This window comes from Bacillus sp. OTU530, from assembly GCF_038440375.1.
The window spans coordinates 39,820-62,328 of record NZ_JASATP010000010.1 but is presented as its reverse complement, the minus strand read 5'-3'; the positions used below and the strand labels follow the sequence as shown (position 1 = coordinate 62,328).

The window sequence follows — 22,509 nt, the reverse complement described above, 5'->3', positions numbered from 1 at the left end:
ATCTCTTGGTAATGAAAGCGATTTTATTATACTTTTTCTCGCAGTCTTGTCATTCTTATGCTAGTATTAATAAGGTCAATATGGCAGTACAGAAAAAAAAACAATGGAAATTGAAAGAAAGAAGGGTAAGAGCTATGTGCGGTTTTGTAGGGTGTTTGTACGAAAAACCTAAAGCACTTTCCAACGAAGAAATTACGCAGTTTGAAAATATGAATACGATAATTTATCACCGCGGTCCGGATGATGAAGGATATTTTCGCGATGAATATGTGCAATTTGGCTTTCGGCGTTTAAGCATTATTGATTTAGAAGCGAGTCATCAGCCGCTAACATATGAGAATGAGCGATATGTCATTATTTTTAATGGAGAAATCTACAATTATTTAGAGCTGCGAGAGATGCTTCTTGAAAAAGGTGCGACATTTGCTACACACGGTGATACAGAGGTTATCATTGCGCTGTATGCAACGATGAAGGAGAAGTGTGTTGAGTATCTGCGAGGGATGTATGCATTCATGATTTGGGATCGTGAAGAGCAGGTACTCTTCGGTGCGCGTGACCATTTTGGTATCAAGCCTCTTCATTTTGCTGAGGATGGGGATGCAGTATATTTTGCTTCGGAGAAAAAGAGCATTTTACACGCGCTTCGTGATAAGGGTGTAAATCCAACGTCACTGCAGCATTATTTCACGTATCAATATGGTCCTGAGCCAGAAACGCTCACTGTGGATATTCGTAAAGTTGAGCCGGGTCATTATTTTGTAAAAAAACCGGGACAACCGATTTCCTTCCATCAGTATTGGAAGCCGCACTTTAAGGCGTCCCATGCGACAAAAGATGAGCATATCCAAAAAATCCGTGATGTCTTGTACAATTCAGTTCAAGTACATATGCGCAGTGATGTACCAGTTGGATCCTTTTTGTCAGGGGGAATTGATTCATCTATTATCGCATCCATTGCGAAGGAATTTAATCCGAACTTGCTAACGTTTTCGGTTGGCTTTGAACGAGAGGGCTTTAGTGAAGTAGATGTAGCAAAGGAAACAGCAGAAAAGCTGCAGGTGAAAAACTATAGTGTCAATGTAACACCAGAAGAGTACATGAAGGAATTTCCAAAAATCATTTGGCATATGGATGATCCTCTTGCGGATCCAGCGGCTGTTCCTTTGTATTTTGTTGCTAGGGAAGCTCGTAAGCATGTAACAGTTGTGCTTTCGGGGGAAGGATCCGATGAATTGTTTGGCGGTTATAATATTTACCGCGAACCAAATTCTTTAAAGATGTTTTCTTACATTCCAGAGCCAGGAAAACGTGTGCTTAAGGCATTAAGTGGAGCTCTTCAGGAAGGTTTTAAAGGGAAGAGTTTCCTAGAACGCGGCTGTACGCCAATTGAACAACGCTATTACGGAAATGCCAAAATTTTCACAGAAGCTGAGAAGCAGCAACTGATGAAGAGTTACAATAACGGAGTTAGTTATTTAGACATTACTAAGCCGCTTTATGATGAAATTCATATGTATGATGATGTAAGTAAAATGCAATATATTGATATGTATACATGGCTGCGTGGTGACATTTTATTAAAGGCAGACAGAATGACGATGGCACATTCTCTTGAGCTTCGCGTTCCGTTTCTCGATAAAGAAGTGTTCGCTGTTGCTGCGGAGATTCCAACTGAACTCAAAATTGCTGATGGCACAACGAAGGCGATTCTACGTGAGGCGGTAAATGGGATTGTACCGGATCATGTGTTGGGACGTAAAAAGCTTGGTTTCCCTGTTCCGATTCGTCATTGGTTGAAAAACGAGATGCATGATTGGGTGGTTTCTATCATAAAAGATAGCGCTACAGAGCATCTAATTGATAAACAATATGTATTGGGATTGCTAGAAGCACATTGTGCTGGTAAAGGTGACTATAGCCGTAAAATTTGGACGGTTCTTACTTTTATGGTATGGCATCAAATCTTTATTGAGCGTAAATATAATACGGAAGCATTTCATGAAGCGACTGTACAGGCTTACGCAAGAGTATAAGGAAGAGGTCGCCGATTGGTGAAGACTGAGGTGAGGTGTAGTCACACTTACACTTTATTCCTAAAGCTTTCTACTGTGTCAAATTCGCTTTTAAATGGAAACTCATACTTTCTTAAAGTGAGAAAAAAACCTTAAAGCGGTTTGCTTTAAGGTTTTTTTCATAAATACTTGTCCGCGTAATACATTTATATTATGAGAACGTTTGGAGAGATGATATGTTCACACTGGAACGCGTTACGGAAGATAATCTAGATGTAATTAAGGAGATCTTTCATTCTAATCCTGCCTATAATGAATGGGAAAATAAGGGATCCTTGTGTACGGATGAAGAACTGAGAAACCGTTTTTTTCATCCTATTCCTGAGCGGGATCTATATTTTATTAAAGCAGATGACACTTATGTTGGTTTGCTCGATTATATGGAAGGTTCTAAAAGGGATGGGGATGTCCGGCTTAATTTGCTGATGATCCATGGTGATTATCAGGGATATGGATATGGAACAAATGCGTACTTTTTAATTGAAAATATGTTCAAAGAAAAGGGGATAACAGGTCTAGAGATTGCTATCCCGAAGCAAAATAAAAAAGCGAAACGCTTTTGGGAAGGGCTTGGCTTCGTGTGGTTGGAGGAACAGCAAACCTCTAATGGGGAAGCTATAGACTACTTTGAAAAACAACTGTTGTAACGGAGGAAACATCATGAATATTCGTCACGCTGTACTAGAGGATGTACCAGGCATCTTAGACATTTATAATGACGCTGTTCGGAATACAACAGCTACTTTTGACTTGCGAGAGCAAACACTAGAGGAAAGACACGAATGGTTTCAAAAATATGGAGATACGTATCCGCTTCTTGTAGCAGAGGAGAATGGACATGTGCTTGGCTATTGCTCACTTTCTGCGTTTCGTGAAAAGGAAGCATACAAATCCACGGCTGAAATTTCCGTTTATGTACATAAAGATGCGCGTGGCAAGGGAGTGGCTCGTACGCTTATGCAAATCATTCTTGAATTGGCACCTGACAAAGGCTTTCATATGATTGTTGCAGGTATTACAAAAGGAAATGATATAAGCGTTAAGCTTCACGAGGATTTTGGCTTTAGCTTCGCCGGATGTCTCCTCGAAGCTGGCTATAAGTTCAATGAATGGCAGGATGTGCTCTTTTATCAGCTTATTTTAAAATCTTAAAGCGAAGGCAGGGGTATGATGTCAGCTACGTGGGGGATTGTAAGTGCTGTTAGTTGTTTAGTTTTATGCGAAACGATAGGGTTTATACTCATGAAGCGGCTTGGCGCAAAAGGAGTACCTTATGAAATGCCCCATCTTCCAGTACTTGTTCTAACCTTCTCAGCACTGTATGGCATCGAGAAAGTAGCTTTATTTTCTCCAAGTCTACGGGTTATTGTCCAATTTGGAATGCTTTACTGTATGATTGCGGCTGGTGTGCTGCTCCTGCTGGCTTTCATCCGGCATGTCCATTATCAATCTTATATTTTTATTTTAAATTGGTTAAAAAAATAGATAAGCCGCCTGTTTTTCAGAACAGACGGCTTTTTTACACTGTAAGAAAGTATAAATTTCCAGTTAGAGGTGAATTCGACGTAGTTAGAAATGTTAGGAATACAGTAAAAGTAGGGCTATGCCTCCATCTTCGCCAAGGGCAGGGCTTATCAATCAGCGAATGTTCGTGCCAGAAAGTATAACCTTTCGGGGTGATGTCTAGCTCCCAAGGACCAAAATGGCAGACTCCGGGCTGAACCTTCGCAAAAGGCAAAAAGCACCGCCACCCCTACGCTGCCATAAAAGGCGGGCCTTGTCCGCTTTTCTTAATTTATCGTAAAAATTGCACTCAGTACGGCAGGAATATAAATAACATAGCAGAATAGTACTATATTAAGTAGAATAATTTTTGATTCGATTTAGTTTATCTACATTTGGTCGGGAGGTTGGAGATATGGAGGAGAAATTGCGTCGTATCCAAGATTTAGCGCAAGAGATTGTGGAAACATTGCTGCAGGAAGCGTTTTTTAATCAAAATACGCAAATGCGTCATTCGGTAGAGCATCTTGCTAATACGGTGGCGGCTCTCGCCAAAATCCAGTTGAACGAAGATGACAACATTGAGGATACTCTTCGTTATACCGTGACCAAAATGTGCATTGTGCGTAATGCAATGGAGAAAGAAAAGCAGCATAAGAACATAAAAGAGTTTGCCTAACACCTGATTACAAGTCAGGTGTTTTTATTTTAGTAATGGAAACTTTAAGGTTGAAAGGATGACATGCATGAGTATGCGGAGTTCCCTTCTAGTTTTTGAAAAGCCTTCATACAATGATAAAAGCATTGAAAAAGGAGGGCAAAAACGTGAAGCTCCAGCAAGCTCTTCATCCAAATCTGGTGAAGCGATTGCAGCATATGGTGTTCGTCGGTATCGTGATGCCGCGAGAAGCTGATAATCCTCGCTTTTTCGTAAAGTGTTTATCACCTATTCCCAAGGTTATTTCTGACGCATTGGTAGAGCCAGGTATATTGTTTGAAGGACTATCCACTATACGGCACAATGAGAAACTGTTATCTCTTCTCACAAAAGAAATGCAAAAGCAGCATGTGGCTATTTTTCGTCTTCGATATGCTAATGGTTCTTTGTATGTGGAGTTGCTAGAGTTGAGAGCAGGAAAGCCGTGTGAATCGTATCGTATTGTCCCAATTCCTTACTTAACATCTGATCAAACGAGAGCAGTTCTTGAAAAAAAACTTACAAAGGGATATGTGTCACTCATACTTAGAAAGTATCCGATTGATTTTGGAGCTCCGGAATTTTTACTTTATGAAGGTCGGTTATATGGAAATTTATCTTTAAAGCCATCAGTCAGTTCTATTATGTATTCTGAACAAAGACGGGAGGTAGTATATTGTGATGTAATCGATTGGCCAAGTGAAAATGACATTTCTGTTGGGGATCACTTATATTTTATAAGTGAACAAACATATAATACGCTAAAAAGACAGCTTGCAGAAAAGGGAGGAAAATTGGTTGAACCGGATTCTGCTCCAACTAAGGCGAAGGAGCAAGGGAATAAGCGGGAAATAACATTTTTGCAGCATGTTAAAACGCAGGCTCTGCAAAGGAAGCTATATATGGAGGAAACTGATTTATATAATCTCCATATTTGTTTAAAAACCAGTCCTATTACAATTGTTGCAGGTATGTCAGGAATTGGAAAGTCGCAAATTGTGAAGCTGTATGCAGAAGCGCTTGGTTTGCAATACGGGAAAGAGCTGCTTTGGATTCCGGTCTCTTCTTCTTTTCAAGAACCGCAAGATTTGCTTGGGTATCTTCATCCGAACGGGACATATATGGAGAGTGATACAGGGTTAGTGAGCAAGCTGTTAGAAGCGCAAAAAAATCCTGAGAGGCTATATATGATTGTTTTTGATGAGATGAATATGTCACATATTGAACATTGGTTTACTCCATTTCTATCATTGTTAGAACTGCAGGAAGAGGAACGATTGCTTTCTTTATATGAAGGGGAGCAAAAGGGAGAAATTCCATCATCTATAAAAATTGGTTCAAATCTTCTGTTTATCGGTACCATTAATTTTGACGAAACGACGAAGGAATTATCGGATCGGCTTCTTGATCGTACCCCTATTGTAACTTTTCGAAAGTTGCCTTTTCGAGAGGCTGCTCTGATGCGGGAACAATCGCTGGCAAAGAGATGCAAGCTTTCTGTTTCGGCATTAGAGTATTGTAAGCAATGGAAGCAGGAAGAAGATGCATTTTCTGTATTTTCTGAGGAGGAGCTTGAAATTCTTGATGCTTTGCATGCTGCATTGCAAGTACATGACCCATCGAAAGGGGTCTCGTTTCGTGTTGCGGCAGCAATTGCAAATTATATAGCTAACATTCCACGGGATGAAGATGGAGCCCTTCTCATGAGCAGAGAAGAGGCATTTGATTTACAGCTGAAGCAGCGTATTTTTACGAAGTTGCGTGGCATGGAAGCTGTAATCGGTTCGCTTCTTGCAGAGGATGGCAGGAAAGGGAATTCCCTTTTTTTACTTTTGCAATCTCCGCTTGCAAAGGAAGTATCAGCATTTACTCATAGTATATCTTTTTTAAAAGAAAAAGCGAGAGAGCTGGAGCTGTATGGGTATGTTCGATAGCGGAACAGATATTATTGATAGTGGTGAAAAGCTTTCGTTTGTTCTGCAGCTTATGGTAGGGGGAGGAGAAAAAGGAGATGTTATTTTTCTCGATCGACTTTGTGAATCACCGCGTTTTATTTCGCAGTGTATTTATGACGTACAAGAGCTAAAGCCGATTCGTCTCTCTATCCAAAATAGCACAGAAAAGGTTACGTTTACTTGGAATAAAGTATATGAGGGGAAAAAAGGAGAAAAGGAATGGAAATATGAGATCGGCCCTGAAAAAGCGACTGTTTTAATTTATGAACACGGAAAGACCGACTATCTATATCCATGGCGTTGCGGTATGTATCATTTTGAAGTGATGGTTGCGGAAGCATGTTATTATGGAGCTTTTCGTATTACACCTAAAAATTTTTCCAACGATGGCATGCAGCTTATTCAGGAGAAGGTCATGTCTATTGTGAGCAGCCTGATTGTGGATCGCGGACATTATAAAAAAACATTTTCTTCGTTTGCAGAACTAGAGGACCACTCTTATATGCAAACAATACGCTGGCTTTCTCAGCACACAGTGCGAGTTAAGCAGCTGTGTGCACAGATTGAACACGAAGTACAGTATGGGAAGGGATATCGAACGGAGCAGCGTATACGCAAACAAACAAAGCATACTGCTCGAAAAAATGCTTTGCTTGCAGAACGAGGAGCAATGAAAAGCTGCAACGTGCGGTTTTTTGAAGATTATAATAGCGCATCAAATCGCTATATGAAGAGAAAGCTCAAGGAATTCGAACAGCTTATTTATCAGCTCCTCCGCTTTTTGAATGATCATTTAGACAAACTCGAGAAGTTGGAGGAGAGCAGTAAACGGGAAAAACAGGCGATTCAAACTATTTTGCAGACAATTGAAAAAAATGGTTCTGTCACAGATCGTGATAAGCAAAAGTACCGGAATATGAATCTTTTAAAGGATACTGATCTGAGAAAAGCGTTGATGAAGCGTCAAGAGTACAAGGTGTTACATGAGATTGTTCGGGGGATGCACCGTGATCTGTCGGCTTTCCTTCATTCTCGTTTTTGGGGTAGTATTTCTGATGAAGGGAATGTAAGATTGCCAAATACTTTAACACCTCCCCGGCGTCAGTTATTAAAAATTTTAGAAACATCCTATCGGAAAAGCAGCACCCACATGAACGAGCCAGCCTTTTTATTTGTGCATAAACCGACATTTCTTATATATGAGTACTATTCATATTTTGCTGTTATCTCTATTTTGGAGGAAATCGGATTTCGGCCTATTGCTCCTGTCCGTGAGCAGATTCAATCGTATTTTTACCTTGATGGCCTTCAGGACGGAACAACTGTAGTGCTGGAGCGAGGGGATGCAGCGCTTCATATTGTTTTTAATGAGCTAATTGAGACGCATCCAATCGTTGCTTTAAGTAAGGGAAGTCACTTCTACAATGGAGAAGATACAAAAAAGCCAGATATCCGTATTGATTATTATAGAACAGATCATGGCATTAAGCGGTATCAATCTTCTGTTATTGTGGAAGTTAAATACAGTCCGATGTATAACATTTTTCAACCTGTCGGAAACACAAAGGCCACAGAGCAAATGTATAAATACTGGTCAATAAAGTATGTAGAAGAGCAGAATGGGAAACGTATCTTTCAGCGACGTGCGATTTATGAAGTTGTATGTGTATATCCAGGCAGCCAAGTACACGCAAAAAAAATTGAAGCTGGCTGTGGTGTATTTTTACAATTCTATCCTCATAAAACAAAACAACGGGGAGAATTTCTCGTTGGAAAAGGAGAATGTATTCGTTTGTTTCGTGAGTGGCTGCAGCTATAAGGCGTCGGCGTCGGGGTGATGTTTAGCTCCCAAGGTCCAAAATGGCAGCGTAGGGCTGGACCTCCGCAAAAGGCCAAAGGCGCCTTTTACTCTGGCTCACCCCTACGCTATCATAAAAGGCGGGCCCTGTCCGCTTTTCTTCATACATATCGGAAGTAAAAATCATCAATAATAGAATTGTAGTTTTTGTAAAATAAAGAGCCTTTTTATTGCAGTTTATAGTTTACATCATATAGGATAAATAATGAGAACGTTAGCAAGGATAAATATGGAAGGAATATAAGGCATAGATAATATAAAGAAGAGAAAGGTGGGAAAATATGTTTCTGCATGTTCGAACGAAAAGGGAGCATTTTGTGTTTGAGCAATTATGGGGAGATTTTTGTGAAGAACGCGATTTGATGTTTGTTGAACGAAATTTAAACCCATCACGCTATCTGCTTATCGGTGAAGGGGAGCGCTATATAGGTACGGTAGAATGCGCTCCTTATCAAAAGCCCGAAGAGTCTAATGCTGAGTTTTTCTATCCATTTTCTCAAAATAGACTTATTACAGAATTGAATAAAAAAAGAGTATTTGAGATTGGAAAATTAAGCATTTCCAAGCATTTTCGCGGAATGGGCCATTTTAAGCGACTTGCAGTTATTTTATTTATTCATGCGCTTGAACAGAAGGTAGATTGGTATATTGCAGTTGTTACAAAACGGATGTATATGTATTTACGTTCACTTGGTTTTCAAATGGAACCGATCGATGAACCATTTCTGTTTCATGAAACATTAGTGGGTGTTCCTATCCGCCTGCATGCTTGGCAAGGAATGAAGTATTTATATTCCTTGAAGGAGTTTCGCGATGTGATTCATGCGACACCGCAAGCGCAGCAGCTCATACAGGAAAATGAAAAAAGGATTATGCTGACATATTGAGCGTTGATTTCAGAAATACAGACATTGTTCACTTATTTGTAACGAGATCACATAGATTCCTGTGATTCTTATCACAGTTTCTTGAGCTTCTTTCCTATATCCTAAAGGTGTAAGATGAACAGGGAGGAGCTGGAACTATGTTTTGTCATCAATGTGAACAAACGCCAACAGGCGGCTGCAAAGTAATCGGAGTTTGTGGTAAGGATGAAACAATCGCAAGCTTACAGGATATACTTGTATTTGGATTAAAAGGAGTCGCTGCTTATCGCACGCATGCAGCGCAGCTTGGATATACAGATGAATTTGTTGATGCAACAACGCATGAAGCTTTATATATGACACTTACTAATTCTAACTTCAATGAACAAGAGCATATTGACATGGCGATGAAGGTCGGACAATCGGCAATTTGGGTGATGGAATTGCTTGATAAAGCTCATACGGATCGGTTTGGTATTCCTGAACCGGTAAAAATTACACAAAACAAGGTTGAAGGAAAAGCGATCGTTGTGACCGGGCATAACTTGTTCGCGTTAGAGGAGTTGTTAAAACAAACAGAAGGTAAAGGAATTAATATTTATACGCATTCTGAAATGCTCCCGGCACATGGGTATCCGCAATTAAGAAAGTATGCACATTTAAAGGGAAATATCGGTAAGGCATGGTATGATCAGCGCCGTTTGTTTGAGAAATTCCCAGGTGCTATTTTAGCAACAACAAATTGCGTAATGCCAATTAAGGGGACATATGCAGACCGTTTCTTTTCTTATGATTTAGCAGGATTAGAAGGCGTACGCAAAATCGAAAATGATGATTTCACGCTGTTGATTGAAAAAGCATTGGAATTGCCAGAGGCAAACATGGAATCAGAGGAGAAACTATTTACAGGCTTCCACCATGAAACAGTGTTGTCCATTGCTCCTGAGATTATAGAGGCAGTAAAGACAGGGAAGATTCATCGTTTCTTCGTAATTGCAGGCTGTGACGCTCCTGGCAAGGGGGGAGAATACTATCGTGAGCTTGCGACATCACTTCCTCCAGAAGCTGTTATTTTAACAACATCATGTGGGAAATTCCGTTTTAATGATGTGGATTACGGCGTTGTACCAGGAACAAACATTCCGCGTTACATTGATTTAGGACAGTGTAATAACTCGGTTTCAACAATCAAGATTGCTGCGGCTTTGGCTCAGGCATTTGAATGCGAAGTAAATGATCTTCCTGTTAGTATTGTTCTATCATGGTTTGAACAAAAAGCAGTAGCGATTTTACTCGGTTTATTTAGTCTTGGGATTCAAGATATCCGTATTGGACCGAAAGCGCCAGAGTTTATTTCTCCAGGGGTACTAGAGGTTTTGCAGGAATCTTTTAACCTACAGCTTATTACAACAGCAGCAGAAGATATGGCTGCTATGTTAGCATAAAAGAAAGTCCCCGGAAAATCTGGGGACTTTCTTTTATGCTCTTATGGGTTATATTGTGAGCGAAGCTGCATCATTTTTAGGGTACTTACAGATTTTTTCCAGACAGTTAGTTTTTAGTAGGTAAAAACGGATTTCTCCATTCCATAATGACCCCATAATTCTGTGATTCTTCATCTTCAAGATAGTTTTGTGCTATGCCGACCGGAGTGCGACCACAGTGAAGTAAAAATGTAATAACAGGATCGTATAACGTTCCTGTGACAACTCGCTGTAAATATTGTTCGGGTGTTAATTGGCTTGCGACTGTATGATAGCCTGGCATGCGGCCGCCCCCTGCAAGACGTTCTAAATTCAGATGTAATACAACATCATACATTGCTTGCATAAGATGTTTTCCGAGCTTGAGTTTGCGGAAAGACGGACGAATGCAAATATCCACTACATAAAGCGTGTTTCCATTTTGGTTATGATTGCGGATATAGCCGTTATCAGTAATTTCCGCCCATGTGTGATGAGTGTCATATCGATCTAGCTGCACAATAAGTCCTGTCATAGAGCCTGCAAGTGTACCGTTTATTTCCACACAAAGTGCACCCTGAGGGAAGCGTGTGACATGCTCTGTTAGCTGCTCTTTGTTCCACCATAATTCAGGCGGAAAAGGTGGCGGAAAGCTCTCGCTTTGAATGGCGATCAGCTCGTCAAAATCTTCTTTTGTGTAGTTTCGAATCACTGCTTGTACAAATCCGTCCTCGCTTGGAAGATAAAATTGTTTTCGGTACATTATCTCACCTATCCTTTTTTGGCTAACCTAGCATTTGTGGAGCTGGTCTTTCTAATAGAGTTGGTTCTTAGTGTGAATTTGCTAAAGCAAATTCTAATCTTACACTTTGAGAAAATATAAGTTTTTAGCTGGAAGACCATTCGATATATCTGGAAATTTTAGGAGTACAGTGTAAGGGCAGCTACACCCCTGTCTTCGCCCAAGGGCAGGGGTTGCCAATCGGCGAGTTTTCTGTATTCAAAGGTATATATCTATTGTACCAAGTGCAAAGAAGGATGCAAATGAGATGGATTAAATTTCATGTAACGAAATAAAAAAGGTGCTTGCACAAGGAAGAAAGAGGGGAGTCAATCTTTCCATTGAGCTGCACCTAGAATCTCTATAATCCAAATATGCTAAAAATTATGCTTCGTCGCTTTGGTTTAGTAGCGGAGTAATCAGGTACAACAGCCAGAGGCTGTTTTCGTCTTTCTAGCTGCTGCAACGCAGCCTCGAGACTTTCTACTTTCTTTTGGAGTTCCTCAATGTCATTTCGGTGCTGCAGCAGCTGATATTGTACAACGCCGTCAGCCTTTTGGCGTAATCGATCTTCATTTTGAAGGAGACGGTATTCGATATCATCTACTTGCTTTTGCAAAACGTGAAAGGAATCCGGCGCGGGGGAATTTCCCTGTGTCTTTACGGAATGGGGCTCCTCTATCGTGCTGGAGGAATTTCCCTGTGTCTTTACGGAATGGGGCTCCTCTATCGTGCTGGAGGAATCTCCCTGTGTCTTTACGGAATGGGGCTCCTCTATCGTGCTGGAGGGATCTCCCTGTGTCTTTACAGAATGGGGCTCCTCTATCGTACTGGAGGGATCTCCCTGTGTCTTTACAGAATGGGGCTCCTCTATCGTACTGGAGGAAACCTTGTTTTCTCGAGGAAGGCTAACTGTTGCTGCTGTTTCCTGAGAAGAGGAGTAGTTCGCCATAATTGTTTGTACGTCTTCTTCATTGAACACGTAATGGCCAAATTTATTTTTTTTTATTTCCAAATTCAATTGTTGAACAATTCGCATTACAACCTTCGTACTGACACCCATCTTCTCTGCAATCATCGGAGTTTTATATTCCATCTTAACATCCTCCTTGATTTTCTTGTTATAGTTGTTTTCGCTGGAAATCACACCTTCCCTTCCTGTGTGACAAAAGAAGTGTTGAATCGGCAAAGAAAGAAAAAAAGGACTAAAAGACGTGAGGATAGTGTAGTGAATGTAGAGAAATGGCGAAATGTGATGTTGGCATAGCAAGAAAATTTAATTCTTCTTTATTGGACGAAGCATGTGATTTTCGGTATGATGAAAAGTAAATATCTGTATGTATTCCTGCATATAGTGTATAAACATCAAAATAGAGATTGTGCACCATATGAGCTCTGTAGAAGCAAGTTTTCTTTCCTTTATTATGTTTTCCTATAAATAAATTTGTAGGAGGTGGCTTCCTTACTTACAAAGATAAGTGAGGAAAACGTATTTGGACATATTAAATATAAGTATGCTTGCGGTTTTAATTGCTGGTACTGCCTTTTTTGTCGCATCCGAATTTGCTCTTGTGAAAGCAAAGGGCTCTCGTATTGACTTTTTAGCAGCAGAGGGAAATAAACGGGCTCTGGCTGCAAAAACAGTACGATCAAATTTGGATAAGTATTTATCTGTTTGTCAATTAGGTATTACCGCAAGTGCCTTGGGGCTTGGATGGTTAGGAGAATCCACTGTGAAGAGGCTGCTTGAGCCCATTTTTGCAAAATTCGAGGTGCCTCCCTCATTCATCTCCATATTGTCAGTATGTCTATCTTTCGCGATTATTACCTTTTTGCATGTTGTAGTAGGAGAAATGGCACCGAAAATATTTGCGACTCAAAAAGCTGAAGCCATTACCTTGGCAGTAGCAAAGCCGCTCATACTATTTTACCGACTTGTATATCCTTTTATTTGGCTATTAAATCGGTCGGTACAATGTATTGCCCATTTGTTTGGCTTAAATCCAGATGCCGAGAATGAAGGGGCACATTCTGAGGAAGAATTAAGAATGCTTGTTTCTGAAAGTTATAGGAATGGAGAGATTAATCAGTCGGAATATAAGTATGTAAATAAGATATTTGAATTTGATGATCGTCTTGCAAAGGAAATTATGGTGCCGCGTACGGAGATGGTGACCATTGAAAAAGGGCAGCCGCTTAAGAGTGTGATGATAACGATGGCGGTTGAAAAATACACACGATATCCGATTATTGACGGTGATAAGGATCATATCGTCGGGATGATTAACTTTAAGGATGTATTTACGGATTTCCCCAGGAGAAACAATGAAGAGGAGAGGAATGTGCAGCAATACGTTCGACCAATTATTCAGGTGATTGAATCCATTCCCATTCACGATTTATTTCTAAAGATGCAAAAAGAAAGAACGCATATGGCTATTCTTGTCGATGAATACGGCGGTACATCTGGACTGGTAACAATTGAAGATATACTTGAAGAAATTGTCGGGGAAATCCAAGATGAATTTGATACGGATGAACAGCCAGACATTCAGCATATTAATGATTATCGGACTATTGTGGAAGGAAAAGTGCTTGTGACAGAAGTAAATGGTTTATTTGGTCTTGCTATTAATGACAGTGATGTAGATACAATCGGCGGCTGGATTTTGACTGAATACTTTAATATTAGGCAGGGTGATAGTGTTCAGATTGATATGTATACATTCTGTGTGCTGCAAATGGATGGCCATTCTATTAAAAAAATAGAAATTACAAAGCAGCCATCCACGTTTTGTCCTCAGCAACCGCAGGCTGTAAAATTGATTGGACAAATGGGTTCATCGCCTCTGTGACAAACAGAGGTTTTTCTTTTCCATGGTAGGAAGGTATCAATTTCGAGCTAGAAGCAAGTTCGACGTAGTAAGAAACTTTAGCAACAAAATGCAACCACGCTTCTGTATTTATGAAGATCTATATTACTTTAGTTATACCATTGAAAAGGAGCTAATGCTCCATTTCTCGCTGGAACATTTCATCTCGTATAAAAATTTCGTCCCTATCTACAGCTGTCTTATGAGCAAGTAATAAGCCTATTGAGGTTTCTTTTTCTTCATTTTGCACAATCGTAAAGGGCGCTTTATACTGATCTGCCAGCTTGATGTATTTAGAGAGATGAGGGTAAGCAATGGTGCCATTGAGAAGCATTTCTAAACCAGCCTGAGCCTGGACCTTTAAGACATTTTCTACTTGTGGGTATATATTGGGAGCTATTACTTGCCCGATTGTGAGAGCCAGTTCAACTCGTTCCCGAAACGTACTTAAAAATACACCTCGTTCTTCTCGATGGATTTCTTTTGCTCCATAGATTCCTTCTTGTATATAATCATCAACACTTTTGGGAGTCATTATGCTTCCCCCTCCTTAATTATAAATACTTTTATATGGTGAACAGGAATGACTCTATTTATGTACATATTTGTATTAATAAGATAATGTTAAACTTTACTTAGAGATGACAGAGGTATTAACGAACTGTTATTTTTATGATACTATTCAGAATATACAGTCGTTTTTTCTTTTGAGAAGGGGGTTTTACAATTAAGAGCTATGCTGAGCAGCAATTTTGTACATACTTGGTAGAAAATAAAGATACAATTATAGAGAATTGGAACAGGAAAATTATTGTATCACAAAATGATCCCTTCAAAAAAGAGATTCTTACCAATGGGGATCAAGTTATGTCCCTCATTATTGCTCTTATAACAGAAGAAAAGCAAATTGAGGATATTCATGCAATATGTAGAAAGATTGCGGCGGAACGGGCGCAGACTGGCGAAAATATAGGAAACTTCGTATATAATACAAACTTAGGTCGCCATGAACTGTTTGAAGCAATGTTTAAAATGGATGTGAAGGCTTTCGAACTGCAGCCGATCGCTTCGAAAATTCATCTTTGTTTTGACTATCTTATTTATTATACAGTGCTTATATATTCTGAAATTATAGGGAAAAATCTGGAAGAGAAACAACATTTTATTAAGGAAACCCATAAGGAAAGACTTACAATACTAGGGCAGATGTCAGCAAGCTTTGTACATGAGTTTCGAAATCCGCTTACCTCGATTATGGGATTTGTAAAGTTATTACGCGCAGATAATCCAGAACTGCCATATTTAGATATTATTTCTCATGAACTAGATCAGCTGAATTTTCGGATTTCGCAGTTTCTGCTCGTTTCGCGCAAAGAAATGTGGGATGAAAAAACGGATTTCTTGTTGAATGATTTGTTTCATGATACAATCCATTTCCTCTATCCGAGTCTCGTAAATGCGAATGTCTCTATTGAAGAAAATATAGAAGATTCAGTTCCTTTCTATGGACATCGGAGTGAGATTCGCCAAGTTTTTTTGAACATCCTTATGAATTCGATTGATGCCCTACAGACGGTTTCAGGGAAAAGACAAATTATCATTGATGTTTCGCAAACCAAAGACGATGTTCATATTTTGATTCAAAATAATGGGCCTAGGATTCCTGCCGACAAGCTCGAAACGATTTTTGAACCGTTTGTCACAACGAAACAGCTTGGTACAGGCATTGGATTATTCGTTTGTAAACAGATTGTGGAGAAACATAACGGTTCAGTACAATGCGAATCAATAGAGGATTGGACAAAGTTTATTATTGTATTTAAGAAAAGTGTGCTGGAGGAACGTTAGTTTGTTAAAAACAACGCCTCCAGTTTTGGCTCTTTATTGGTGAAACCGATTGCATATATGTTATAGATTTTGTTGGCCTCCACTTTTACATCAGGCAGCGATAAAATAACATTTTTCATTCCCGCCACATGTACATCCAAATCAGCACCGCCAGGGCTTACCTCAAGGAATTCTGTTGCTTGTTTGAACGGAACATTTGCGAACAGGATATCGTTGTCTTTCATTGCGAGATCTATTGCTGGCGCATCTGGTGAAAGATGGGTGAACCGGATTTTTGCCTTTCCGTACGGTAGATATGTGCCATCAGCAAAAGATAGAAGCTGCAGCTTAGCGATATCACCAGCGGCTGCTATTGTGTAGATATATCCCCCCATGGCAGGAACAATAGCCGAAAATAACGGAGCCGATTGTGTGCTGGTTGGATACACATCAATCCGATATTGACCTTGTGGAAGTGAAACATAGTTACTGTGCTGTTTAAAAGTTATGTTTTGGACAATACGTTGACCGTTTACGTATATGTCGACTGCGGGAGTATTCGGCGAAGCATGCAGAATACGAATTTGTGCGGGCTGCATGCTTTGGGATCGTCCCTGCTGATACATAGCTATGAATTTTTGGACTTCTTCGTAATGCTTCATGTAAAACTCTATATGTTTTTGTGGATGAGAGTACTTGTAATACTTAGCAAGTTGGTCATACATCCATGCTTTCGATGCATGTGTATCTGCTGCTGATGAAAGCAACCTTTTCACCTCCTAGTTTATCTCTACACTATATGCCGAGAAGGATGAGGCTTATGCTCATTTTGGGTCCCACTGTAGGAAAGTATAAATTTCCAGCCGAAAGCCAATTCGATGTAGTTGGAAATTTTAGGAATACAGGATAAGTGCAACTGCCTCTCTGTCTTCGCCTATCAGCAAATTTACTTCCTTCTGCCTCCTATTACCGTGATAATTCTGTTTGAATGAAGTGTAGTTGTACACAAGTACTATTGTCATATGCTCATGACAGTCATAACGTCGGTCACTAATAAACATAACAGGGCCGTTTTTTAGTGTTTCAAGAGATTTTTTCTTTTTCTAGGCGAATGCACATACCGTTTTACACTTGTTTTACATATTTTGTGAATGTAAACCAATTCAAAATGATGTAAGGAGTGAAAAACTATGTACGGATACGGTTATGGTTTTGGTAATCCTGGTTACGGTTATGGCTATGGAGGCGGCTATGGAGGCGGCTATGGAGGCGGTTACGGATACGGTTTCGCGCTAATTGTTGTATTGTTTATCCTTTTAATTATCATTGGAGCAGCTTGGATTTGCTAATGTCCTGATCAGCAGAGCGTCAACCACTATTGACCGATTAACAAGATGTTAATCGGTTTTCTTCATACATTCTCAAATGTATAAATTTCTGGCTGGGAAATCGTTCGATGCGGCGAGAAATTTTAGGAATGAAAGCATCAGGGCAACTAGTCCTCTGTCTTCGCTCAAGGGCAGGGCTCGCCAATCAGTGAGTTTTCTTGACACTTTAAGAAAGTATAAATTTCTAGCTGGATGCCGATTCGACGTAGCGAGAAATTTTAGGAATAAAGTATAAGGGCAACTACGCCTCTGTCTTGGCCCAAAAGCAGGCTCGCCAATCGGCGAGTTTTCTTTATTTCAAAGGTATGTATCATAATATGTTGCATGTGACTAAAAAAGCCTTCTAGAACTATGAAAACATAGTCTTGGGAGGCTTTTTGTATGAAAGAAACAAACATTTCTCTCATAAGATGATAGAAGAAGGGTGAGGGGGAGAGGAATAGATGCGCGAATATTTAATTAAGCCGTTGGTCGGACAGCCTTATCCGACTATTTCTCACGGCAACGGCATATATTTGTACGATACGAATGGAAAACGGTATTTAGATGGTTCTTCTGGAGCTATTACCGCAAGCATTGGGCATGGTGTGCAAGAAGTAATTGGGGCAATGACAAAACAGGCTGAGAAAGTAGCGTTTGTATACCGCTCCCAATTTACGAGTGAAGCGGCGGAGAGATTAGCTAAAACGTTAAGCGATAAAAGTCCAGGTGATTTGAATTGGAGCTTTTTTGTAAATAGCGGCACTGAAGCGATGGAGACGGCGATGAAGATCGCGATTCAGCATTATCAAGAACGTGGCATAACAAGCAAGCAAAAGGTTATATCACGTCATATGAGCTATCATGGTATTACAATTGGTGCGCTTTCGATGTCGGGTCATCCGCTGCGCCGCCAAAGATTCACTCCTTTGCTTGAGGATTACCCCATTTTACCACCTCCATATTGCTTTCGATGTCCATTTGGTTTGGAGCATCCTTCCTGCCAAACAGCGTGTGCCAAGCAATTAGAAAATGAGATAGAGAGAATTGGCTCCGAGCATATTGCGGCGTTTGTAGCAGAGCCGATTGTTGGTGCTGCTGGCGGAGCACTTACCCCACCTGAGGATTATTACAAAATCATAAAAAGCATATGTGAACGCTACGATATTTTATTTATAGCTGATGAGGTTATGACAGGTCTTGGTCGAACAGGAGCATGGTTTGCGATGGAACATTGGGGAGTGGTTCCTGATCTCATTGCACTTGGGAAAGGATTAACGGCCGGATATGCGCCGATGGCAGCGACATTAGTGAGCGATCGGGTGATGGAGCCGATTTTGCAAGGGTCACGGCTTGTTATGGCGGGGCACACTTTTAGTGCGAACCCCCTATCAGCAGCAGTTTCACTGGCAGTTATAGAGTATGTTGAACGTTATAGCCTCGTAGAAAACGCTGCTGAAAAGGGGGGATACTTATTAGAAAAATTGCATGATTTTAAAAAGGAGTTTCCCATTATTACAGATGTACGTGGAAAAGGGCTTCTCTTAGGACTGGAGCTTTCTATCCCATGTTCCCATCTCATTCAAGCAGCGGCAAAATACGGTTTGCTTTTGTATCCAGCAGTCGCAGGAAGGAATGGAAAAGAAGAGATAGCGGTGCTTGTTGCGCCGCCCTTGACAGTTACGCATGCGGAGATTGATGAACTGCTGCAGCTGTTGTATGCGAGTCTGCAGGAAGTAATGGGAGGGTAGCGATAATGGGGAGAACAAATCCGTTTGGAAAGATAACAACCGTAAAACAAGTGATGACGTTATTTCATGATGGTATGACACTCATGTTTGGTGGATTTGGAGGAGTTGGATCGCCTCCTACAATTATTTCTGCCATTTTAGCAGAAGGAATACGTGACATGCATCTAATAGGAAATGATACAGGATTCCCTGAAATCGGCATTGGGCCCTTAATCACAAACGAACGTGTAAGTTCTATTATTACCTCTCACATCGGCTCGAATCCAAATGCGGGACGGCTTCTCCATGAAGGGAAACTACAAATTGAATTTTGTCCGCAAGGAACGCTTGCGGAACGGATTCGTGCCGGTGGAGTTGGATTGGCTGGAGTTTTGACTGATGTTGGTATAGATACAATAGTGGAAGAAAAAAAGCAAACGGTTGTTTTAGAGGGACGTCGCTATCTTGTAGAGACTGCCTTAACGGCAGAGGTGGCTATTGTATATGCGAAGAAGGCAGATCCGTTTGGGAATCTTGTATTTGATAAAAGCGCACGAAATATGAATCCACATGTGGCCATGGCAGGCACGATTACAATCGCTGAGGTTGAGGAAATTGTAACGCTTGGCTCATTAGATCCAGACGAGATTGTAACACCGGGGGTATTTGTGGATTATGTTGTACCTTCAGAAGGGGTGAACTGGAAGTGGGCATGGGAGTAGAGGTTCGAAATCGGATTGCAAAAAGAGCTGCAAAGGAAATTCATAATGGGATGATCGTAAATTTGGGGATTGGTATTCCCTCTCTTGTACCGGATCATTTACCTGCAGATCTTCAGGTCATGTTCCATGCGGAAAATGGAATTCTTGGTCTAGGACGGAGCCCGGTAAAGGGCGAGGAAGATATGCATCTATGCAATGCTGCAGGTTTTCCGACAACAGTTATAGCAGGCGCAAGCTATTTTGACAGTTGTACGGCGTTTGGCATGATTCGAAGAGGAATGTTAGACATTACGATTCTTGGATCGCTGCAGGTAAGCGAAACAGGTGATTTGGCAAATTGGATGGTGCCAGGCCGACGAGTCCCAGGTATTGGCGGCGCAATGGATTTGGCGCAAAAGGCAAAGCGTGTGATTGTGGTTATGAGCCATGTTGATAAAGATGGGAATCCAAAAATTGTAAAAGAATGTACACTGCCGCTGACATCAAAGGGTTGTGTTCATGTCATTATTACGGATATGGCTGTTATGGAAGTAACAAAGAATGGTCTCCTTGTAACAGAACTAATGTCTCCGTATACGATTGCAGATGTTCAAACATATACGGGGGCCCCTTTTTCTGTTAGCCCTTCTCTAAGTACAATCGACTAAAATGAGGTGAAGCGGTTGGAACAGTATAAAAAAAGTGTGCGAAGCTATATTCAAGCTCATCAATTGCAAGGAGTACGTTTATTAAAACGACTTGTGCAGGAAAAAAGTGTGTCAGGAAATGAAAGCAGCGCACAAGCGATCGTTATTGAAAAATTAAGGGAGCTTGGGCTGCAACTGGACATTTGGGAACCATCTTTTCGTGAATTAGAGCGGCATCCTTATTTTGTCTCGCCGCGAAGCAGCTTTCTTGACAGTCCGAATGTTGTAGCGGTATTAAAGGGAAGCGGAGGGGGAAGGTCAATCATTCTGAATGGCCATATCGATGTAGTGCCAGAAGGGGATGAACAGCAGTGGAAGTATCATCCTTATAAAGGGGATGTGGAAGGCAATCGTCTCTATGGGCGTGGTGCTACCGATATGAAGGGAGGAAGTACGTCGCTTATTATGGCACTGGAAGCGATTATTGCCTGCGGCATTCGTTTAAAGGGGGATATATGCTTTCAAAGTGTAATTGAAGAAGAAAGCGGAGGAGCAGGATCGTTGGCTGCCATTATAAGAGGATACAAAGCTGACGGTGTTCTCATTCCCGAGCCGACAAATATGAAAATTTTCCCAAAGCAACAGGGCTCTCTATGGTTTCGCCTAACGGTAAAAGGACAATCCGCACATGGCGGTACACGCTATGAGGGGGTAAGCGCGATTGAGAAGAGCATAATTGTCATTGAACATGTACGGAGGCTGGAGAACATAAGAAATGAACGTATACAAGAACCGCTCTATCAGTCTATTCCAATCCCGGTTCCGATTAATATTGGCAGAATGACGGGTGGAAATTGGCCATCGTCCGTGCCTGATTTGCTTGTGTTAGAAGGGAGGTACGGTGTAGCACCAGATGAGAAATTAGCAGAGGCAACACAAGAGTTTGAAAATTGGTTTCGTAAGCTGTGTGAAGCAGATGCTTGGTTTTTGGAGCACCCTGTTGAGATTGAGTGGTTTGGCGCAAGATGGGTACCTGGTTCGCTCGCAGAGGAGCATCCGCTTGCACAAACGCTCAATCAGAATTTTACGCTTGTGCGAGGGGAAGAGCCCATTATCGAAGCCTCTCCATGGGGGACGGACGGGGGTTTGTTTACAAATGTCGCGAATATTCCGACTCTTGTATTTGGTCCAGGAGAAACGAAGGCTGCACATCAGCATGATGAGTATATAGAAATTGATAAGATGGTAGAAGCTGCCGAAATGATCGCCTGCATGCTGCTCGATTGGTGCGGGGTGGAGGAATGAAGTATTATGAATCTTTCTCAGAGCAGGGAAGGAACTACACGATAGAAGGAGTGCTGGACTACTTTAATGAACGGATTCGAGTCGATGCATATACAGGAAATTTACAGGAGATTATTAATCGAACGGAGCAATTGGCAGAGCGGCATAGCCTTTCTAAACTTATTCTAAAAGGAAAACACGAGCACTTTTCTTCTCTCATCTCAAGCGGATACACGCTTGAAGCCATCATTCCCCTCTATTTTCAAGGGCAGGCTGCCTATTTTTTCACCAAATATCGAAAAAACGATAGAAGAAACAGCATGTTTTGGATGCAAGAGGATGAGATTGTCCGTAATGTGAAAGCGCAGCAGGATACGAAGGCAAAAGAGGTCCCTCCCTCCTTTGTGCTTCGTCTTGCAACCGAGAAGGATGCAGAGGCGCTTGCACAGCTATTTAGACATGTGTTTCAAGTATACCCGACCCCACTCGATAGCCCTGAGTATATTCAAAAAACGATGCGGGAAGATACGATCTACTATGTGTATACAGCGAACGATCAAATTGTTAGTACTGCGTCAGCTGAAATGAATTGCTTGCAGGGAAATGCAGAATTGACAAATTGTGCCACAATTTTGGAGTTCCGTAAACATGGATTGATGAAGCAGCTGTTAATTGCGCTTGAGAAGGAGTTATGCATGCGGCATATTTACTGTGCATATACAATTGCGAGAGCTTTGTCTTATGGTATGAATGCAGCATTTTATCAAATTGGTTATTCCTATACAGGAAGACTGGTAAATAACTGTTATATTTTCGATAAAATGGAGGATATGAACGTTTGGGCAAAGGATTTATCACAATAAACCGAACATTCGGTATGGT

Annotated in this window: 21 protein-coding genes; 17 read left to right on the top strand and 4 right to left on the bottom strand. The window is 40.9% G+C overall.

Annotation, left to right across the window (positions count from 1 at the left end; all coding sequences use genetic code 11):
• Positions 1–134: 134 nt before the first annotated feature.
• The 9 genes from asnB to hcp all read left to right on the top strand — a co-directional run bounded on the left by asnB (position 135) and on the right by hcp (position 10,399).
• Positions 135–2,036 carry an asparagine synthase (glutamine-hydrolyzing) gene (gene asnB, locus AAHB12_RS09825; protein ID WP_129726501.1) on the top strand — a complete coding sequence of 634 codons (1,902 nt, stop codon included), beginning with the start codon at positions 135–137 and terminating at the stop codon, positions 2,034–2,036.
• 215 nt (positions 2,037–2,251) lie between these two features.
• Complete coding sequence (locus AAHB12_RS09820; protein WP_129726500.1) at positions 2,252–2,722, top strand: GNAT family N-acetyltransferase; 471 nt, start codon at positions 2,252–2,254, stop codon at positions 2,720–2,722.
• A gap of 13 nt (positions 2,723–2,735) precedes the next feature.
• Complete coding sequence (locus tag AAHB12_RS09815; protein ID WP_342045177.1) at positions 2,736–3,227, top strand: GNAT family N-acetyltransferase; 492 nt, start codon at positions 2,736–2,738, stop codon at positions 3,225–3,227.
• A 15-nt stretch (positions 3,228–3,242) separates the two neighbouring features.
• Positions 3,243–3,560 (top strand): hypothetical protein, encoded by a 318-nt coding sequence (locus tag AAHB12_RS09810; RefSeq protein ID WP_129726499.1) that lies wholly within the window; start codon positions 3,243–3,245, stop codon positions 3,558–3,560.
• Positions 3,561–3,993: 433 nt separating this feature from the next.
• Positions 3,994–4,257, top strand: coding sequence for a LemA domain protein (locus AAHB12_RS09805; RefSeq protein WP_129726498.1), 264 nt, complete (start codon positions 3,994–3,996; stop codon positions 4,255–4,257).
• A gap of 146 nt (positions 4,258–4,403) precedes the next feature.
• Positions 4,404–6,209: an AAA family ATPase gene (locus AAHB12_RS09800; protein WP_342045176.1), complete on the top strand. Its 1,806-nt coding sequence runs from the start codon at positions 4,404–4,406 to the stop codon at positions 6,207–6,209.
• Complete coding sequence (locus AAHB12_RS09795; protein WP_446715539.1) at positions 6,193–8,049, top strand: hypothetical protein; 1,857 nt, start codon at positions 6,193–6,195, stop codon at positions 8,047–8,049. The genes AAHB12_RS09800 and AAHB12_RS09795 overlap by 17 nt, the downstream gene beginning before the upstream one ends.
• A 320-nt stretch (positions 8,050–8,369) precedes the next feature.
• Positions 8,370–8,975: a hypothetical protein gene (locus tag AAHB12_RS09790; protein WP_129726496.1), complete on the top strand. Its 606-nt coding sequence runs from the start codon at positions 8,370–8,372 to the stop codon at positions 8,973–8,975.
• Positions 8,976–9,112: 137 nt separating this feature from the next.
• Positions 9,113–10,399, top strand: coding sequence for a hydroxylamine reductase (gene hcp / locus AAHB12_RS09785; protein WP_342045175.1), 1,287 nt, complete (start codon positions 9,113–9,115; stop codon positions 10,397–10,399).
• Positions 10,400–10,505: 106 nt separating this feature from the next.
• Here hcp and AAHB12_RS09780 read toward each other — a convergent pair whose 3' ends face one another.
• On the bottom strand, positions 10,506–11,180 hold the full coding sequence (locus AAHB12_RS09780) for a GNAT family N-acetyltransferase (protein ID WP_342045174.1): 675 nt from the start codon (positions 11,178–11,180) through the stop codon (positions 10,506–10,508).
• Positions 11,181–11,559: 379 nt separating this feature from the next.
• Positions 11,560–12,294 carry a hypothetical protein gene (locus AAHB12_RS09775; RefSeq protein WP_342045173.1) on the bottom strand — a complete coding sequence of 245 codons (735 nt, stop codon included), beginning with the start codon at positions 12,292–12,294 and terminating at the stop codon, positions 11,560–11,562.
• Positions 12,295–12,691: 397 nt separating this feature from the next.
• Here AAHB12_RS09775 and AAHB12_RS09770 point away from each other — a divergent pair, with 397 nt between their 5' ends.
• Positions 12,692–14,053, top strand: coding sequence for a hemolysin family protein (locus tag AAHB12_RS09770; protein WP_342045172.1), 1,362 nt, complete (start codon positions 12,692–12,694; stop codon positions 14,051–14,053).
• A gap of 151 nt (positions 14,054–14,204) precedes the next feature.
• Here the strand turns inward: AAHB12_RS09770 and AAHB12_RS09765 are convergent, their stop codons facing one another.
• On the bottom strand, positions 14,205–14,606 hold the full coding sequence (locus AAHB12_RS09765; protein ID WP_342045171.1) for a YueI family protein: 402 nt from the start codon (positions 14,604–14,606) through the stop codon (positions 14,205–14,207).
• 191 nt (positions 14,607–14,797) lie between these two features.
• Between AAHB12_RS09765 and AAHB12_RS09760 the strand changes: the two genes are divergently transcribed.
• On the top strand, positions 14,798–15,919 hold the full coding sequence (locus tag AAHB12_RS09760; RefSeq protein ID WP_342045244.1) for a histidine kinase N-terminal domain-containing protein: 1,122 nt from the start codon (positions 14,798–14,800) through the stop codon (positions 15,917–15,919).
• Here AAHB12_RS09760 and AAHB12_RS09755 read toward each other — a convergent pair.
• Positions 15,916–16,674: a DUF4397 domain-containing protein gene (locus tag AAHB12_RS09755; RefSeq protein ID WP_446715538.1), complete on the bottom strand. Its 759-nt coding sequence runs from the start codon at positions 16,672–16,674 to the stop codon at positions 15,916–15,918. The genes AAHB12_RS09760 and AAHB12_RS09755 overlap by 4 nt on opposite strands.
• A 414-nt stretch (positions 16,675–17,088) precedes the next feature.
• Here AAHB12_RS09755 and AAHB12_RS09750 point away from each other — a divergent pair, with 414 nt between their 5' ends.
• The 6 genes from AAHB12_RS09750 (at position 17,089) to ablB (ending at position 22,490) form a co-directional block, all read left to right on the top strand.
• Positions 17,089–17,247 (top strand): YjcZ family sporulation protein, encoded by a 159-nt coding sequence (locus AAHB12_RS09750; protein WP_129726489.1) that lies wholly within the window; start codon positions 17,089–17,091, stop codon positions 17,245–17,247.
• Between the two features lie 482 nt (positions 17,248–17,729).
• Positions 17,730–19,016 (top strand): aspartate aminotransferase family protein, encoded by a 1,287-nt coding sequence (locus tag AAHB12_RS09745; protein ID WP_342045170.1) that lies wholly within the window; start codon positions 17,730–17,732, stop codon positions 19,014–19,016.
• A gap of 74 nt (positions 19,017–19,090) precedes the next feature.
• Complete coding sequence (locus tag AAHB12_RS09740; protein WP_425455843.1) at positions 19,091–19,717, top strand: CoA transferase subunit A; 627 nt, start codon at positions 19,091–19,093, stop codon at positions 19,715–19,717.
• On the top strand, positions 19,702–20,364 hold the full coding sequence (locus tag AAHB12_RS09735; RefSeq protein ID WP_129726486.1) for a 3-oxoacid CoA-transferase subunit B: 663 nt from the start codon (positions 19,702–19,704) through the stop codon (positions 20,362–20,364). The genes AAHB12_RS09740 and AAHB12_RS09735 overlap by 16 nt, the downstream gene beginning before the upstream one ends.
• Before the next feature lie 15 nt (positions 20,365–20,379).
• Entirely contained in the window at positions 20,380–21,648 is a 1,269-nt protein-coding gene (locus AAHB12_RS09730; RefSeq protein WP_342045169.1) for a peptidase, read from the top strand.
• Positions 21,645–22,490 (top strand): putative beta-lysine N-acetyltransferase, encoded by an 846-nt coding sequence (gene ablB, locus AAHB12_RS09725; protein ID WP_129726484.1) that lies wholly within the window; start codon positions 21,645–21,647, stop codon positions 22,488–22,490. Before AAHB12_RS09730 ends, ablB begins: the two co-directional genes overlap by 4 nt.
• Positions 22,491–22,509: the final 19 nt, after the last annotated feature.

What these genes read in the sequence shown, in the direction of transcription:
- asnB (WP_129726501.1), top strand. Translation starts at nt 135, where the DNA reads ATGTGCGGTTTTGTAGGGTGTTTGTACGAAAAACCTAAAGCACTTTCC.
- AAHB12_RS09815 (WP_342045177.1), top strand. Translation starts at nt 2,736, where the DNA reads ATGAATATTCGTCACGCTGTACTAGAGGATGTACCAGGCATCTTAGAC.
- ablB (WP_129726484.1), top strand. Translation starts at nt 21,645, where the DNA reads ATGAAGTATTATGAATCTTTCTCAGAGCAGGGAAGGAACTACACGATA.
- AAHB12_RS09765 (WP_342045171.1), bottom strand. Translation starts at nt 14,606, where the DNA reads ATGACTCCCAAAAGTGTTGATGATTATATACAAGAAGGAATCTATGGA.
- AAHB12_RS09790 (WP_129726496.1), top strand. Translation starts at nt 8,370, where the DNA reads ATGTTTCTGCATGTTCGAACGAAAAGGGAGCATTTTGTGTTTGAGCAA.
- AAHB12_RS09820 (WP_129726500.1), top strand. Translation starts at nt 2,252, where the DNA reads ATGTTCACACTGGAACGCGTTACGGAAGATAATCTAGATGTAATTAAG.
- hcp (WP_342045175.1), top strand. Translation starts at nt 9,113, where the DNA reads ATGTTTTGTCATCAATGTGAACAAACGCCAACAGGCGGCTGCAAAGTA.
- AAHB12_RS09745 (WP_342045170.1), top strand. Translation starts at nt 17,730, where the DNA reads ATGCGCGAATATTTAATTAAGCCGTTGGTCGGACAGCCTTATCCGACT.
- AAHB12_RS09780 (WP_342045174.1), bottom strand. Translation starts at nt 11,180, where the DNA reads ATGTACCGAAAACAATTTTATCTTCCAAGCGAGGACGGATTTGTACAA.
- AAHB12_RS09805 (WP_129726498.1), top strand. Translation starts at nt 3,994, where the DNA reads ATGGAGGAGAAATTGCGTCGTATCCAAGATTTAGCGCAAGAGATTGTG.
- AAHB12_RS09775 (WP_342045173.1), bottom strand. Translation starts at nt 12,294, where the DNA reads ATGGAATATAAAACTCCGATGATTGCAGAGAAGATGGGTGTCAGTACG.
- AAHB12_RS09810 (WP_129726499.1), top strand. Translation starts at nt 3,243, where the DNA reads ATGATGTCAGCTACGTGGGGGATTGTAAGTGCTGTTAGTTGTTTAGTT.
- AAHB12_RS09740 (WP_425455843.1), top strand. Translation starts at nt 19,091, where the DNA reads ATGACACTCATGTTTGGTGGATTTGGAGGAGTTGGATCGCCTCCTACA.
- AAHB12_RS09750 (WP_129726489.1), top strand. Translation starts at nt 17,089, where the DNA reads ATGTACGGATACGGTTATGGTTTTGGTAATCCTGGTTACGGTTATGGC.
- AAHB12_RS09795 (WP_446715539.1), top strand. Translation starts at nt 6,193, where the DNA reads ATGGGTATGTTCGATAGCGGAACAGATATTATTGATAGTGGTGAAAAG.